Origin of the sequence: Pseudomonas sp., assembly GCF_050739655.1 — a bacterium.
GTDB lineage: Bacteria > Pseudomonadota > Gammaproteobacteria > Pseudomonadales > Pseudomonadaceae > Aquipseudomonas.
Genome location: NZ_JBOIBY010000021.1, coordinates 1 through 16331, shown reverse-complemented (window position 1 = coordinate 16331; position 16331 = coordinate 1). Strand labels below are relative to the sequence as shown.

The window sequence follows — 16331 nt, the reverse complement described above, 5'->3', positions numbered from 1 at the left end:
TAACTCTCTCTTCTTTGCTAAAGCGTGCGCAGAAACTCGAGGGCGCCGGGTAAGCGCGTTCGTTCAAAGTCATCCATGAGCCGAATATCGAGGTTTCGTTGCTGTGATGTTGGGTGCATCAGTAGGGCGTCAAGTAGCCGGGCTGCGATAACAGGCCGACATTTCAGGTTAAAAGCCTCGTCATAGAGCACTCAAACCGTCGTGACCCTTTGGTCAGCGGCGGCATTATACATAGGTAGCTGGCAATCTGCCGATGGTTCATACACATCGAATGTCGTCCATTGGTCTAAAGGTCGCAGGGACAAGCCGGGCGTAGAGTCATTCGTCGTGCTTGGTTTTGGCGCTTTTCCCTTTGCTTTCAGGCTTGTAGCGCACCAGTTGTGTGGCTTTGCAGCAGATGGTTGGAACAGAGGGTTTGCGCGTTGATTTAACTGGGTTACGCTCGAACCAAGCCAGATGTTCAATCCAATCGATGGAGTTCAGCATGGGTTACAAGAAGATTCAGGTTCCAGCCGTCGGCGACAAAATCACCGTCAATGCAGACCATTCTCTCAATGTTCCTGACAATCCGATCATCCCGTTCATCGAAGGCGACGGTATTGGCGTCGACGTCAGTCCCGTAATGATCAAAGTGGTTGATGCTGCCGTGGAAAAGGCCTACGGGGGCAAGCGCAAGATTTCCTGGATGGAAGTCTACGCTGGCGAGAAAGCCACCCAGGTCTATGACCAGGACACCTGGCTGCCCCAGGAAACCCTGGATGCCGTGAAAGATTACGTGGTCTCCATCAAGGGACCTCTGACCACGCCCGTCGGCGGTGGTATCCGTTCCCTCAACGTTGCCCTGCGTCAGCAGTTGGACCTGTACGTGTGTCTGCGCCCGGTCGTATGGTTCGATGGTGTACCAAGCCCGGTGAAAAAGCCTGGCGACGTCGACATGGTGATTTTCCGCGAAAACTCCGAAGACATTTATGCCGGTATCGAGTGGAAGGCCGGCTCGCCTGAGGCCACTAAAGTCATCAAGTTCCTGAAAGAAGAAATGGGCGTCACCAAGATCCGTTTCGACCAGGACTGCGGCATCGGCATCAAGCCTGTTTCGAAAGAAGGTACCGAGCGCCTGGTGCGCAAGGCACTGCAGTACGTGGTGGACAACGACCGCGAGTCGCTGACAATCGTGCACAAGGGCAACATCATGAAGTTCACCGAAGGCGCCTTCAAGGACTGGGGCTATGAGGTGGCGAAGAACGAGTTCGGCGCCGAGCTGCTCGATGGCGGTCCGTGGATGAAATTCAAGAACCCTAAAACCGGTCGCGAAGTCATCGTCAAGGATGCCATCGCCGACGCCATGCTCCAGCAGATCCTGCTGCGTCCGGCCGAGTACGACGTGATCGCCACCCTGAACCTCAATGGTGACTACCTCTCCGATGCCCTGGCGGCAGAAGTGGGCGGTATCGGTATCGCACCGGGTGCCAACCTGTCCGACACCGTGGCCATGTTCGAGGCCACCCATGGCACCGCGCCGAAATACGCCGGCAAGGACCAGGTCAACCCGGGGTCGGTGATCCTGTCGGCGGAGATGATGCTGCGTCACCTGGGCTGGACCGAAGCGGCGGACCTGATCATCAAGGGCACCAACGGCGCGATCAAGGCCAAGACCGTGACCTATGACTTCGAGCGCCTGATGGAGGGTGCCACGCTGGTTTCGTCGTCCGGGTTCGGTGAAGCACTGATCAAGCACATGTAGTTTCTTCAGGCAGCATAAAACCGCCCGGCTCAAGTGATTGAGTCGGGCGGTTTTTTATGACTGGATGGCTGTGTCGTTTTAAACCGTTGCAGTCGAGTGTGCGGCGGGCGTCGCGACTTTCGAGGTGTCCACAGGGTTGGCGATGTTGATCGCATGCAGGCCTTTAGGCCCCTGGATGATCTCGAACACGACAGCTTGTCCCGCCTTCAGGGTTTTATAACCCTCCATCTGGATGGCCGAGTAGTGCGCGAACAGGTCTTCGCTTTTGCCGTCCTCATTGATAAATCCGTAACCCTTGGCATTGTTGAACCATTTCACTTTGCCACTGATCTTAAGACCTGACATACCCAACTCCCTCTGCAACAGACTCCATCACTGGAGTATCATCCAGTTCATCCGCAGTCACTTCTTAGAAAAAAGTTGACTCCGCGGACCTTTTTTACCCACTGTGGGCTCTATTGTTTGTAACACCCTTTTGCCGATAGTCAAGCTGACCAGGCAGTCGGAGTTGAAAACGCTGATAGCAGCCCCCACCACTGTGTTTGAACAACTGACGAACCTTTCTTTCCATGCATGCAATCAGCCAGATTCGACTAACATTCAATCAGGACCGCCCGTCTCTCCAAAAAGATCATCCGGAGGAACACGACGACGATTCCGCAGGCATTGCTGTTCAGGAGGCCAAGCCTGCTTTACAGGCACCGCCGATGTACAAGGTGGTTTTGTTCAATGATGACTACACACCGATGGATTTCGTCGTCGAAGTGCTCGAGGTGTTTTTTAACCTGAATCGCGAGCTGGCGACCAAGGTCATGCTGGCCGTCCATACAGAAGGACGGGCAGTATGTGGAGTGTTTACCCGCGACATCGCCGAGACCAAGGCCATGCAGGTCAACCAGTACGCCCGGGAAAGCCAGCATCCGCTACTCTGTGAAATCGAGAAGGACGGTTAATCGCCGACCACTTGGGTATGAGGTGAAGCTATGTTAAACCGCGAGCTCGAAGTCACCCTCAATCTTGCCTTCAAGGAGGCACGTTCGAAGCGTCATGAATTCATGACCGTCGAGCACCTGCTGTTGGCCCTATTGGACAATGAGGCCGCCGCCACCGTTTTACGTGCGTGCGGTGCAAACCTCGACAAACTCAAGCACGACCTGCAGGAGTTCATCGACTCCACCACGCCTTTGATCCCCGTGCATGACGAGGATCGTGAAACCCAGCCAACTTTGGGCTTTCAGCGTGTACTGCAACGTGCTGTGTTTCACGTACAGAGCTCGGGCAAACGCGAAGTGACTGGCGCCAATGTGCTGGTCGCGATCTTCAGTGAGCAAGAGAGTCAGGCGGTGTTCCTGCTGAAACAGCAGAGCGTTGCCCGTATTGATGTCGTCAACTATATCGCCCATGGTATTTCCAAGGTGCCAGGGCACGGCGATCACTCTGAAGGTGAGCAAGATATGCAAGACGAGGAAGGCGGTGAGTCTTCATCTTCAGGCAATCCTCTGGATGCTTATGCCAGCAACCTCAATGAACTCGCGCGCCAGGGTCGTATCGATCCATTGGTAGGTCGTGAGTTGGAGGTCGAGCGCGTTGCGCAGATCCTGGCGCGTCGTCGCAAAAACAATCCGCTGCTGGTGGGCGAGGCGGGCGTGGGTAAAACCGCGATTGCCGAAGGTCTTGCCAAGCGCATTGTCGACAACCAGGTCCCCGACTTGCTGGTCAACAGCGTGGTTTATTCCCTCGATCTCGGTGCCTTGCTGGCCGGGACCAAATACCGTGGTGATTTCGAGAAGCGCTTCAAGGCGTTGCTCGGCGAGCTGAAAAAACGGCCGCAGGCGATCCTGTTCATCGACGAAATCCACACCATCATTGGTGCGGGTGCTGCGTCCGGTGGTGTCATGGATGCCTCGAACCTGCTCAAGCCGCTGCTGTCCTCCGGTGATATTCGTTGCATCGGTTCCACAACGTTCCAGGAGTTCCGCGGGATCTTCGAGAAGGATCGGGCACTGGCTCGGCGCTTCCAGAAGGTTGATGTGTCGGAGCCTTCAGTGGAAGACACCATCGGAATTCTGCGTGGCCTCAAGGGGCGTTTCGAGACCCATCACAATATCGAGTACAGCGATGAAGCCCTGCGCGCGGCTGCTGAGCTGGCCTCGCGATACATCAATGACCGTCATATGCCCGACAAGGCCATCGACGTCATCGATGAGGCCGGTGCTTACCAGCGCCTGCAGCCGATCGAGAAGCGTGTAAAGCGTATCGAAGTGCCGCAAGTCGAGGACATCGTCGCGAAAATCGCTCGGATTCCTCCAAAGCACGTCACCAGCTCCGACAAAGAGCTGCTGCGTAATCTGGAGCGTGACCTGAAGCTGACCGTGTTCGGTCAGGATGCTGCGATCGATTCCCTGGCCACCGCTATCAAGCTGTCCCGTGCCGGCCTCAAGTCGCCGGACAAGCCTGTCGGTTCGTTCCTGTTCGCCGGACCTACCGGTGTCGGTAAAACCGAGGCAGCTCGGCAATTGGCCAAAGCCTTGGGCGTCGAGTTGATTCGCTTCGACATGTCCGAGTACATGGAACGCCACACCGTATCGCGTCTGATCGGTGCACCTCCGGGTTATGTCGGGTTTGATCAGGGCGGCTTGCTGACCGAAGCCATTACCAAGCAACCCCATTGCGTGCTGCTGCTCGACGAAATCGAGAAGGCGCATCCGGAAGTCTTCAACCTGCTGTTGCAGGTGATGGATCACGGTACGTTGACCGATAACAATGGGCGCAAGGCGGACTTCCGTAACGTGATCGTCATCATGACGACCAACGCCGGTGCCGAAACTGCAGCGCGGGCTTCGATCGGTTTCACCCATCAGGATCACTCGTCCGATGCGATGGAAGTGATCAAGAAGAGCTTCACGCCGGAATTCCGCAACCGCCTTGACACCATTATCCAGTTTGGTCGCCTCAGTCATGAGGTCATCAAGAGTGTGGTGGACAAGTTCCTTACCGAGCTTCAGGCGCAGTTGGAGGACAAGCGTGTGTTGCTGGAGGTCACGGATGCGGCTCGCAGTTGGCTGGCGGCCGGTGGCTACGACTCGGCAATGGGTGCTCGACCTATGGCTCGCCTGATCCAGGACAAGATCAAGCGTCCATTGGCGGAGGAGATTCTCTTTGGCGAACTGGCTGAGCATGGCGGTGTGGTGCACATCGACATCAAGGACGGCGAGCTGACCTTCGACTTCGAGACTACGGCCGAGATGGCCTGACGTTTACAGCAACAAAGCAAAAAGGCGCCGATTGGGCGCCTTTTTGTTGTCTGCTATTTTGATCGTTCCCATGCTCTGCGTGGGAATGCAGCCCGGGACGCTCCGCGTCCCAAAATCCAGAGCCGAACGCGGAGCGTCCGTGGAGGCATTCCCACGCAGAGCGTGGGAACGAGTGCCTACCGCGATTCGCAGGCAAACAAAAACGCCCGGCATCAGCCGGGCGTTTTGTGTTGACTAGATTCGCGAGCACGCCCTATCTCTGTAGGAGCGAGCTTGCTCGCGATGGTCGTCAACGATGATGCGGGGGTTTGACTTAACGCGGTGCTCTCAGGTTTTTCGCGAGCAAGCTCGCTCCTACCTTAGCGAGCGCGGTAAGTGATGCGCCCTTTGCTCAAGTCATAGGGCGTCAGCTCGACGCGCACTTTGTCACCGGTAAGAATACGAATGTAGTTCTTGCGCATCTTGCCGGAGATATGCGCGGTTACGACGTGCCCATTTTCCAATTCCACGCGAAACATGGTGTTTGGCAGGGTGTCGACGACAGTGCCTTCCATTTCGAAGCTGTCTTCTTTCGACATGCAGTAAAGCCCTCGGTGTCCAATGAATGGCCCGGTGCAACTGCGCCAGGCAAAAGCGGCGTGCATTGTGCCCGAAAAGTGGGGTTCAAGCCAAGGGGTTTAAGGCATGCTCTAGTTCAGAACAACCCAGCGCTGGTTTACCAGCAGTTCAATGGGGCGGTATTGGGTCTTGTAGCTCATTTTTTTGCAGTTTTTGATCCAGTAACCCAAGTAGACCGCGTCCAGTCCCAGTCGTCGGGCCTCGGCGATTTGCCAGAGGATCGCGTAACGTCCAAGGCTGCGCCGTTCTTCGTCGGGTTCATAGAAGGTGTAGACCGCCGACAGGCCATTGGGCAGCAGGTCAGTCACGGCGATCGCCAAGAGCCGGCCGTCGAGGCGGAATTCGTAGAAGCGAGAAAACGGCAGGTCGCGTACCAGAAATGTCGAAAACTGATCACGGCTGGGGGGAAACATGTCGCCGTCCGCATGGCGTTCTTCGATGTAGCGCTGGTAAAGGTCGAAATACTCTTCGCTGAAGCCTGGCTTGGCCGGACGTACCTGCAAGTCGGTATTGCGTTTGAAAATGCGCTTCTGCTGACGATTGGGCATGAATTGCCCGACAGGGATGCGCGCCGGGACGCACGCATTGCAGTTTTGGCAATGAGGCCGATAAAGGTGATCGCCGCTGCGACGGAAGCCCATTTCCGACAAATCTGCATAGACGTGCACATCCATGGGCTGGCTAGGGTCCAGGAACAGGGTTGTGGCCTGCTCCTCAGGCAGATAGCTGCAAGAGTGGGGCTGAGTGGCATAGAACTTCAAACGCGCCAACTCGGTCATGATCAACCCTCGGGATAATGCTTTGGATTAAGTGTAAGCCACGCGCGCAAAAGTCGCTCAGCAAACCCAGGTTGCGCGGCTGGGTCGATCCAGATACTGCGCCAGATAACCGGCAAAGGCGCTGCGGGGAATTGCCCGCGCGCCGAGGCTGTGCAGATGGTCGGTAGGCATCTGGCAGTCAATCAATACGAAGCCTGAGTCTTTCAGATGTCGCACCAGTGTGGCAAAGCCATATTTGGAGGCGTTGTCGGCACTACTGAACATGGATTCGCCGAAAAACATCTGGCCGATCGCCAGGCCGTACAGCCCGCCCACCAGTGTGTCCTGGTCCCAGACTTCCACTGAGTGTGCATGACCGCGTCGGTGCAGCTCAATGTAAGCGTCCTGCATCGCTTCGGTGATCCAGGTGCCATCGGCGTATTCCCGAGGGGCGGCGCAGGCGCGGATAACGGCGGCGAAGTCCTGGTCGAAGGTCACCCGATAGCGTTGTTGGCGCAGCAGTTTGTTGAGGCTGCGGGAAACGTGCAGTTCGTCGGGAAATAACACGGTGCGAGGGTCGGGCGACCACCAGAGGATCGGCTGTCCTTCCGAAAACCATGGAAAACAGCCGTGACGATAAGCCCGGATCAGGCGATCGGCAGACAAGTCGCCACCTGCGGCCAGCAATCCGTTTGGATCGCGCATGGCTTTTTCCAGTGGCGGGAAAGTCAGGGTGTTGCGTTGTAACCAAGTCAGCATGGCGTCCGGGCTTGAAGAAGGGGAGGGCGGTGGCGGGCCGACGGCCCGCCGTGGAGTTTGCCGTTAAACAACGGGGATGTCGTCGAGGTATTTTTCCGCATCCAGCGCCGCCATGCAGCCGGCGCCTGCGCTAGTGACAGCCTGGCGATAAACGTGATCGGCCACGTCGCCGGCGGCAAACACGCCTGCGATGGCCGTTGCGGTGGCATCGCCTTCGCTGCCACCCTTGACCAGCAGGTAGCCGTCGCGCATTTCCAACTGGCCGGTGAAGAGGTCGGTATTGGGTTTGTGGCCGATGGCGATGAACACGCCCGCCACGGGCAATTCTTTGGTTTCTCCGGTGTGACTGTCGCGCAGGCGGGCGCCGGTCACGCCGCTGGCATCACCCAGCACTTCATCCAGGTTCTGATTCCAGTGCAGGCGAATGTTGCCATTGGCGGCTTTCTCGAAGAGTTTGTCTTGAAGGATCTTCTCGGAACGCAACTTGTCGCGTCGGTGAATCAGATGAACTTCCTTGGCGATATTTGACAGGTATAAGGCTTCTTCGACCGCCGTATTTCCGCCGCCGACAACCGCAACTACCTGGTTGCGATAAAAGAAGCCGTCGCAAGTCGCGCAGGCGGAAACCCCTTTGCCTGCAAACGTTTCTTCCGATGGTAATCCCAGGTATTGCGCCGAAGCGCCAGTGGCGATAATCAGCGCGTCGCAGGTATAGGTGCCGCTGTCGCCAGTCAATTCGAACGGGCGCTGTTGCAACTTGGCCGTATGGATGTGGTCGTAGACGATCTCGGTGGCAAAACGCTCGGCGTGTTTTTGCATGCGTTCCATTAATACCGGGCCGGTGAGACCTTCGACATCACCCGGCCAGTTATCAACTTCCACGGTGGTGGTGAGCTGGCCACCTGCCTGTATCCCGGTAATGACAACGGGTTTGAGATTGGCGCGAGCGGCATACACGGCTGCGCTGTAACCGGCCGGGCCGGAGCCCAGAATGATCAGGCGGTGATGCTTCGCTACGCTCATAACTACACCTCATAAGCCTTTGTCACAAAAGAGAATGCATGCTCAAATTGAGTCGCATGTGATGTGCCGTTGACTATGCTACACCCAAGGATCACAAGCATGGCGTTGGGCGTACAAACCCGTACAATGCCTGGTTGTAACAGCGGTTGTAACAAAATAAGCATTGCGCCTCGTGTTTAAAAAAAACGGCTCGCAGTGTTAAAAGTAGTCCCTGTTGCGCCTGTTAACTTTTTACCTGCCTGGATTGGGCAGTTTTTTATAGTCAATCAACAGATGGACGCGCCTTGTGCGCAGGAAAAGTAGCGTTTTGAAGAAATCCACCGAAGCACCCAAAACAGTCGTGCCGCTCTGGCGTCAGCAATTGCACTACCGCCTCAAGGAAGGTGCATTGATCGCCATCGGCGCGTTGTGCCTGTTTCTGATGATGGCCTTGCTGACCTATGGCAGGGACGATCCGGGCTGGAGCCATAACAGCAAGATCGACGACGTTCAGAACTTCGGCGGTCCGGCGGGCTCCTACAGCGCCGATATCCTGTTCATGGTGCTGGGTTACTTTGCTTATATCTTCCCGCTGTTGCTGGCGATCAAGGCCTACCAGATTTTCCGTCAGCGCCACGAGCCATGGCAGTGGAGCGGCTGGCTGTTTTCCTGGCGCCTGATCGGCCTGGTATTCCTGGTGTTGTCCGGTGCTGCGCTGGCGCATATCCATTTCCATGCCGCGACCGGTCTGCCGGCCGGCGCGGGTGGCGCGTTGGGTGAAAGCCTGGGTGACCTGGCGAAAAACGCTTTGAACATTCAGGGCAGCACGTTGCTGTTCATCGCGCTGTTCCTGTTCGGCCTGACGGTTTTCACCGACCTGTCGTGGTTCAAGGTGATGGACGTCACCGGCAAGATCACCCTCGACCTGTTCGAGTTGTTCCAGGGCGCAGCCAATCGCTGGTGGGCGGCCCGAACCGAACGCAAGCAACTGGTCGCGCAACTGCGTGAAGTCGATGACCGTGTGCACGATGTGGTTGCACCCACCGTCCCCGACAAGCGCGAGCAAGCCAAGGTCAAGGAGCGTCTGATCGAGCGTGAGCAGGCCCTGAGCAAGCACATGTCCGAACGCGAGAAACAGGTGCCGCCGGTGATTGCCCCGCCACCGGTCAAGCCGGCAGTGCCAAGCAAGCGTGTGGAGAAAGAGAAACAGGCGCCGTTGTTCGTTGACAGCGCCGTGGAAGGCACGTTGCCACCGATCTCGATTCTCGACCCGGCAGAAAAGAAGCAACTCAATTACTCGCCTGAATCCCTGGCGGCGGTTGGCCACTTGCTGGAAATCAAACTCAAGGAATTCGGCGTTGAAGTGGCCGTGGACTCGATCCACCCGGGGCCAGTGATCACCCGCTACGAGATCCAGCCTGCCGCTGGCGTCAAGGTCAGCCGCATCTCCAACCTGGCCAAAGACCTTGCGCGATCCCTGGCTGTGACCAGTGTGCGTGTGGTCGAGGTGATCCCCGGCAAGACCACGGTCGGTATCGAAATTCCTAACGAAGACCGGCAGATCGTTCGATTCTCCGAAGTGCTGTCGACGCCCGAGTTCGATAACTTCAAATCACCGGTCACTCTGGCACTGGGCCATGACATCGGTGGCAAGCCGGTCATCACCGACCTGGCGAAGATGCCGCACCTGCTGGTGGCAGGTACGACCGGTTCCGGTAAGTCGGTAGGTGTGAACGCGATGATCCTGTCGATCCTGTTCAAGTCCGGTCCGGAAGACGCCAAGCTGATCATGATCGACCCGAAAATGCTTGAACTGTCGATCTACGAAGGCATCCCGCACCTGTTGTGCCCGGTGGTTACGGACATGAAGGATGCGGCCAACGCCTTGCGCTGGAGCGTCGCAGAGATGGAGCGACGCTACAAACTGATGGCGAAGATGGGCGTGCGAAATCTGTCCGGCTTCAACGCCAAGGTCAAGGAAGCCCAGGACGCTGGCGAACCGTTGAGCGATCCGCTGTACAAGCGTGAAAGCATCCACGACGAAGCACCGCTGCTACAAAAACTGCCGACCATTGTCGTGGTCGTCGACGAATTCGCCGACATGATGATGATTGTCGGCAAGAAGGTAGAAGAGCTGATCGCACGTATCGCCCAGAAGGCCCGTGCTGCCGGTATCCACTTGATCCTCGCCACCCAGCGTCCGTCGGTGGACGTGATCACCGGTCTGATCAAGGCCAACATCCCGACCCGTATGGCGTTCCAGGTATCGAGCAAGATCGACTCGCGGACCATCATCGACCAGGGCGGTGCCGAACAGCTGTTGGGTCACGGTGACATGTTGTACATGCCGCCGGGCACCAGCCTGCCGATCCGCGTCCACGGCGCCTTCGTTTCCGACGATGAAGTTCACCGCGTGGTCGAGGCCTGGAAACTGCGAGGAGCGCCGGAGTACAACGACGATATTCTCAACGGTGTTGAAGAGGCCGGTAGCGGTTTTGAAGGCAGCAGCGGTGGCGGCGACGGCGATGATCCCGAGGCCGACGCGCTGTATGACGAAGCGGTGCAGTTTGTACTGGAAAGCCGTCGAGCCTCTATTTCCGCGGTTCAGCGCAAGTTGAAGATCGGCTACAACCGCGCCGCGCGCATGATCGAAGCCATGGAAATGGCCGGGGTCGTGACGTCCATGAACACCAACGGTTCCCGTGAAGTCCTGGCCCCTGGCCCGGTACGCGACTGACCTGATTTGAAAAGGGGCGGCGTCCCGAGGCGCTGCCCGCACTCCCACGAATGTTATGAGGACTCCCATGCGTCTGATCCGCATGCTGTTGCTGCCGGTATTGGCTTTGACCACGCTCTCGGCTCACGCCGATGACAAGGACGTGGCGCGCCTGACTCAACTGTTGGAAAAATCCCAGACCCTGAATGCACGTTTCTCCCAGCTGACCGTCGATGGCAGCGGCACCCAGTTGCAGGAGACCGCCGGTCAAATGTCGTTGCAACGCCCAGGCCTGTTTTACTGGCACACCGATGCGCCACAGGAGCAATTGGTGGTGTCCGATGGCAGCAAGGTCACCCTGTGGGACCCTGACCTGGAGCAGGCGACCATCAAGAAGCTGGATGTACGCCTGACCCAGACGCCAGCGCTGTTGCTGTCCGGTGACGTGTCCAAGATCAACCAGAGTTTCGACATCAGCGCCAAGGAAGCCGGTGGCGTGATCGATTTCACCTTGAAACCAAAGACCAAAGACACGCTGTTCGACAGCCTGCGCCTGTCGTTCCGCAATGGCTTGATCAATGACATGCAACTGATCGACAGCGTCGGCCAGCGCACCAATATCCTGTTCACCGGCGTGAAGGCCAACGATCCGATCCCGGCGTCCAAGTTCAAGTTCGACGTTCCTAAAGGGGCTGACGTCATCCAGGAGTGAGGCGCGGGACCTGTGGGAGCGGGCTTGCCCGCGAAGAGGGTGTGTCAGTCGCCATGCATGCAGTCTGACACACCGCATTCGCGGGCAAGCCCGCTCCCACAGGGATCAGCGGTGTTCAGTATCTTGAGTAAGGCAGTGAGGTTTCAGAAGTAGTGATGGACCTGTTTCGCAGCGCCCCGATCTCCCAGCCACTGGCCGCCCGATTGCGTGCGGCCAACCTGGACGAGTACGTCGGTCAGGAGCACGTGCTCGCTCGTGGCAAGCCTTTGCGCGAAGCCCTGGAGCAGGGTGCCCTGCATTCGATGATTTTCTGGGGGCCGCCGGGCGTGGGCAAGACCACCCTGGCGCGATTGCTGGCGGAAGTTTCGGATGCACACTTTGAAACGGTGTCGGCGGTGTTGGCGGGGGTCAAGGAAATCCGTCAGTCGGTGGAAATCGCCAAGCAGCAGGCCGCGCAATACGGTCGGCGCACGATTCTGTTCGTCGACGAAGTCCACCGTTTTAACAAGTCGCAACAGGATGCATTCCTGCCCTATGTCGAGGATGGCACGCTGATCTTCATCGGCGCGACCACCGAGAACCCCTCGTTCGAACTCAACAATGCCTTGCTCTCCCGCGCCCGCGTCTACGTGCTCAAAAGCCTTGACGAGACGGCGCTGCGCAAACTGGTGCATCGTGCGTTGACCGAAGAGCGTGGTTTGGGCAAGCGTAACCTCACCCTCAGCGATGAAGGCTTCAAGATGTTGTTGTCGGCCGCCGATGGCGATGGCCGACGTCTGCTCAATCTGCTGGAAAACGCTTCGGATCTTGCCGAAGACAACAGCGAGATCGGTACCGATCTGCTGCAAAGTCTGCTCGGCGATACCCGGCGCCGTTTCGACAAAGGCGGCGAAGCGTTCTACGACCAGATCTCCGCGCTGCATAAATCGGTGCGTGGCTCCAACCCCGACGGCGCACTGTACTGGTTTGCCCGGATGATCGATGGCGGTTGCGACCCGTTGTACCTGGCCCGACGCGTGGTGCGCATGGCCAGCGAAGACATCGGCAATGCTGACCCACGTGCTCTGAGCTTGTGCCTGGCGGCGTGGGAAGTGCAGGAGCGTCTGGGCAGTCCCGAAGGTGAATTGGCGGTGGCGCAGGCCATCACCTATCTGGCCTGCGCCCCCAAAAGCAACGCGGTGTACATGGGTTTCAAGACTGCGCTGCGCGCCGCCGCCGAACATGGCTCGCTGGAAGTGCCGCTGCATTTGCGCAATGCACCGACCAAGTTGATGAAGCAGTTGGGCTACGGCGACGAGTACCGTTACGCCCACGACGAACCTGATGCGTACGCCGCTGGGGAAGACTATTTTCCGGAAGAGCTCGACCCGATCCCGTTCTATCAACCGGTGCCCCGAGGCCTGGAATTGAAGATCGGCGAGAAGCTCAATCACCTGGCAAAACTTGACCGTTTGAGTCCCCGGCAGCGGAGAAAATAGTGGTTCCCTTGATCATTGCGGTATCGGTCGGCGGGATGGCCGGTACCTTGTTGCGCTTCGCCACGGGTAACTGGATCAACGCTAATTGGCCGCGGCACTTCTATACCGCGACGCTGGCCGTTAATATCGTCGGCTGTTTGCTGATCGGCGTTCTATACGGTCTGTTTTTGATACGCCCGGAGGTGCCGTTCGAGGTGCGCGCCGGGCTGATCGTCGGCTTCCTCGGAGGGCTGACGACATTTTCATCCTTTTCACTGGATACGGTGCGCCTGCTCGAAAGCGGGCAAGTGCCGCTGGCCCTGGGCTATGCTGCCATCAGCGTATTCGGCGGGCTGCTCGCCACCTGGGCCGGCCTGTCCCTGACCAAACTTTGATAACGAGAGACCGACATGCTCGATTCCAAACTGTTACGTAGCAACCTGCAGGACGTAGCGGACCGCCTGGCAACCCGTGGCTTTGCCCTGGATGTCGCGCGCATCGAAGCGCTGGAAGAACAGCGCAAGATCGTCCAGACCCGCACCGAAGCACTGCAGGCTGAACGTAATGCACGCTCCAAATCCATCGGTCAGGCCAAGCAACGCGGTGAAGACATCGTGCCACTGATGGCGGACGTCGAGCGCATGGCGGGCGAATTGGGTGCCGGTAAAGTCGAGCTGGACGCCATCCAGACCGAGCTGGACTCGATCCTGCTGGGCATCCCGAACCTGCCGCACGAATCCGTGCCGGTGGGTAAAGACGAAGAAGGCAACGTCGAAGTGCGCCGCTGGGGTACGCCGACCGCATTCGATTTCCCGGTTCAGGACCACGTCGCCCTCGGCGAGAAGTTCGGCTGGCTGGACTTCGAAACCGCCGCCAAATTGTCCGGCGCACGCTTCTCCCTGCTGCGCGGCCCGATTGCCCGCCTGCATCGTGCCCTGGCGCAGTTCATGATCAACCTGCACGTCACCGAGCATGGCTACGAAGAGGCTTACACGCCTTATCTGGTTCAGGCCCCGGCGTTGCAAGGCACCGGTCAGTTGCCGAAATTCGAAGAGGACCTGTTCAAGATCGCACGCGAAGGCGAAGCGGATCTTTACCTGATCCCGACTGCTGAAGTGTCGCTGACCAACATCGTCGCCAACGAAATCGTTGATTCCAAACAGCTGCCGATCAAGTTCGTTGCCCACACGCCTTGCTTCCGCAGTGAGGCCGGCGCGTCGGGTCGTGATACCCGCGGCATGATCCGTCAGCACCAGTTCGACAAGGTCGAGATGGTGCAGATCGTCGATCCTTCGACCTCCATGGAAGCGCTGGAAGGCTTGACCGCCAACGCCGAGAAGGTCCTGCAACTGCTGGAACTGCCATACCGCACCCTGGCTTTGTGCACCGGTGATATGGGCTTCAGCGCGGTCAAGACCTACGACCTGGAAGTTTGGGTCCCGAGCCAGGACAAGTACCGCGAAATTTCGTCGTGCTCCAACTGCGGCGACTTCCAGGCCCGTCGCATGCAAGCACGCTTCCGCAACCCGGAAACCGGTAAGCCTGAACTGGTACACACCCTGAACGGTTCCGGCCTGGCGGTCGGTCGTACGCTGGTCGCGGTGTTGGAGAACTACCAGCAGGCCGACGGCTCGATCCGCGTGCCTGAGGTTCTGAAACCGTACATGGGTGGCCTCGAGGTCATCGGCTAAATGAACTATCTGCCGCTGTTCCATAACCTTCGCGGCAGTCGTGTGTTGGTCGTCGGTGGGGGGGAGATTGCCTTGCGCAAATCCCGCCTGTTGGCCGATGCCGGTGCGCTGCTGCGGGTGGTTGCACCTGAAATCGAAGCGCAACTGCGCGAACTGGTTGCCGGCAGCGGTGGCGAGTGTGTGTTGCGTGGCTACGTCGAAGCGGACCTGGACGGTTGCGGGTTGATCATTGCCGCCACCGACGACGAAGCGCTGAACGCGCAGGTATCCGCCGACGCCCATCGGCGTTGTGTGCCGGTCAATGTGGTGGACGCGCCCAAGCTGTGCAGCGTGATCTTCCCGGCGATCGTTGACCGCTCCCCTCTGATTATTGCGGTGTCCAGCGGCGGTGATGCACCGGTGCTGGCGCGCTTGATCCGCGCCAAGATCGAAACCTGGATTCCCTCGACCTACGGTCATCTGGCCGGTCTGGCGGCGCGTTTTCGCCATCAGGTCAAAGGCCTGTTTCCGGATGTGCAGCAGCGTCGGGCGTTCTGGGAAGATGTTTTCCAGGGCCCGATTGCCGACCGGCAACTGGCCGGGCAGGGTGGGGAAGCCGAGCGTCTGTTGCAGGCGAAAATCGACGGCGAAGCACCCGTGGCGACCGGTGAGGTTTATCTGGTGGGTGCAGGCCCGGGCGATCCCGACTTGCTGACTTTCCGCGCCTTGCGCCTGATGCAACAAGCCGATGTGGTGCTGTACGACCGCTTGGTGGCGCCGGCGATCCTGGAGTTGTGCCGTCGCGATGCCGAGCGGGTCTACGTCGGCAAGCGTCGAGCGGATCACGCCGTGCCACAGGATCAGATCAACCAGCATTTGGTGGATTTGGCCAGGCAAGGCAAGCGCGTGGTGCGATTGAAGGGCGGTGATCCGTTCATTTTCGGCCGTGGCGGTGAAGAGATCGAAGAACTGGCGGCCCAAGGCATTCCGTTCCAGGTCGTACCGGGTATCACGGCGGCCAGCGGTTGCGCGGCTTATGCCGGGATTCCGTTGACCCATCGCGATTACGCACAGTCGGTTCGTTTCGTCACCGGCCACTTGAAGGATGGTTCCACCGATTTGCCGTGGGCCGATCTGGTCGCTCCGGCGCAAACCCTGGTGTTCTACATGGGGTTGGTGGGTTTGCCGATCATCTGCGAGCAGTTGATCAAGCATGGTCGCGCCGCCGATACCCCGGCAGCACTGATCCAGCAGGGCACCACGGTCAATCAGCGGGTGTTTACCGGCACCTTGACGGATTTGCCGCAACTGGTGGCGGAACACGAAGTGCATGCGCCGACCCTGGTGATCGTTGGAGAAGTGGTGCAACTGCGCGAGAAACTGGCGTGGTTTGAAGGGGCTCAGGCGCAAGTCTGAATCTCTGCAACCGATCGCTCCCACGCTCTGCGTGGGAATGCCGCCTGGGACGCTCTGCGTTCCGCTTCTAACGCTGTGACGCGGAGCGTCACGGGATGCATTCCCACGCGGAGCATGGGAACGATCAGCCTTCAGGCCCTGCGCCAAACCCCTTTCCCGCTCAGCCGCTCCCGATCATGGGCCGTGGTGAAATCCTGCTGCGGCCCTTTCGGCACGATCCCCGTCGGG

The 16331-nt window shown here is 58.5% G+C and carries 15 protein-coding genes; 9 read left to right on the top strand and 6 right to left on the bottom strand.

The features are described 5' to 3' along the window. Positions 1-318: 318 nt before the first annotated feature. A complete protein-coding gene (locus ACRESJ_RS01035; protein ID WP_431756216.1) occupies positions 319-486 on the bottom strand; it encodes a hypothetical protein in 168 nt (55 codons plus the stop codon). Here ACRESJ_RS01035 and icd point away from each other — a divergent pair. Continuing rightward, entirely contained in the window at positions 485-1741 is a 1257-nt protein-coding gene (icd, locus tag ACRESJ_RS01030; RefSeq protein ID WP_431756215.1) for an NADP-dependent isocitrate dehydrogenase, read from the top strand. The two genes, ACRESJ_RS01035 and icd, sit on opposite strands and share 2 nt — an antisense overlap. Before the next feature lie 78 nt (positions 1742-1819). On the opposite strand, the gene cspD is transcribed toward icd, so the two are convergent. After that, on the bottom strand, positions 1820-2086 hold the full coding sequence (gene cspD / locus ACRESJ_RS01025; protein WP_431756214.1) for a cold shock domain-containing protein CspD: 267 nt from the start codon (positions 2084-2086) through the stop codon (positions 1820-1822). Between the two features lie 224 nt (positions 2087-2310). Here cspD and clpS point away from each other — a divergent pair, with 224 nt between their 5' ends. Together clpS and clpA are read left to right on the top strand one after the other, a co-directional pair. Then, positions 2311-2694 (top strand): ATP-dependent Clp protease adapter ClpS, encoded by a 384-nt coding sequence (gene clpS / locus ACRESJ_RS01020; RefSeq protein ID WP_431756213.1) that lies wholly within the window; start codon positions 2311-2313, stop codon positions 2692-2694. Positions 2695-2724: 30 nt separating this feature from the next. Next, positions 2725-4995 carry an ATP-dependent Clp protease ATP-binding subunit ClpA gene (clpA, locus tag ACRESJ_RS01015; RefSeq protein WP_431756212.1) on the top strand — a complete coding sequence of 757 codons (2271 nt, stop codon included), beginning with the start codon at positions 2725-2727 and terminating at the stop codon, positions 4993-4995. Positions 4996-5354: 359 nt separating this feature from the next. Here clpA and infA read toward each other — a convergent pair whose 3' ends face one another. From infA to trxB, 4 genes are all read right to left on the bottom strand, one after another. Further along, positions 5355-5573: a translation initiation factor IF-1 gene (gene infA / locus ACRESJ_RS01010; RefSeq protein ID WP_002553999.1), complete on the bottom strand. Its 219-nt coding sequence runs from the start codon at positions 5571-5573 to the stop codon at positions 5355-5357. 111 nt (positions 5574-5684) lie between these two features. Further along, entirely contained in the window at positions 5685-6392 is a 708-nt protein-coding gene (locus ACRESJ_RS01005) for an arginyltransferase (protein ID WP_431756211.1), read from the bottom strand. Between the two features lie 57 nt (positions 6393-6449). Continuing rightward, entirely contained in the window at positions 6450-7130 is a 681-nt protein-coding gene (gene aat, locus ACRESJ_RS01000) for a leucyl/phenylalanyl-tRNA--protein transferase (RefSeq protein ID WP_431756210.1), read from the bottom strand. A gap of 63 nt (positions 7131-7193) precedes the next feature. Next, complete coding sequence (trxB, locus tag ACRESJ_RS00995; protein ID WP_431756209.1) at positions 7194-8153, bottom strand: thioredoxin-disulfide reductase; 960 nt, start codon at positions 8151-8153, stop codon at positions 7194-7196. Between the two features lie 286 nt (positions 8154-8439). Between trxB and ACRESJ_RS00990 the strand changes: the two genes are divergently transcribed. The 6 genes from ACRESJ_RS00990 (at position 8440) to cysG (ending at position 16103) form a co-directional block, all read left to right on the top strand. Continuing rightward, on the top strand, positions 8440-10869 hold the full coding sequence (locus tag ACRESJ_RS00990) for a DNA translocase FtsK (RefSeq protein WP_431756208.1): 2430 nt from the start codon (positions 8440-8442) through the stop codon (positions 10867-10869). A 67-nt stretch (positions 10870-10936) separates the two neighbouring features. Beyond that, positions 10937-11560 carry an outer membrane lipoprotein chaperone LolA gene (gene lolA / locus ACRESJ_RS00985; RefSeq protein ID WP_431756207.1) on the top strand — a complete coding sequence of 208 codons (624 nt, stop codon included), beginning with the start codon at positions 10937-10939 and terminating at the stop codon, positions 11558-11560. Between the two features lie 155 nt (positions 11561-11715). Next, entirely contained in the window at positions 11716-13038 is a 1323-nt protein-coding gene (locus tag ACRESJ_RS00980; RefSeq protein WP_431756206.1) for a replication-associated recombination protein A, read from the top strand. Beyond that, entirely contained in the window at positions 13038-13412 is a 375-nt protein-coding gene (gene crcB, locus ACRESJ_RS00975) for a fluoride efflux transporter CrcB (RefSeq protein ID WP_431756205.1), read from the top strand. Before ACRESJ_RS00980 ends, crcB begins: the two co-directional genes overlap by 1 nt. A gap of 15 nt (positions 13413-13427) precedes the next feature. After that, the gene (gene serS / locus ACRESJ_RS00970) at positions 13428-14708 is read left to right on the top strand and encodes a serine--tRNA ligase (RefSeq protein WP_431756204.1); all 1281 of its coding nucleotides are present in this window, start codon (positions 13428-13430) and stop codon (positions 14706-14708) included. Continuing rightward, positions 14709-16103: a siroheme synthase CysG gene (cysG, locus tag ACRESJ_RS00965; RefSeq protein ID WP_431756203.1), complete on the top strand. Its 1395-nt coding sequence runs from the start codon at positions 14709-14711 to the stop codon at positions 16101-16103. Positions 16104-16331: the final 228 nt, after the last annotated feature.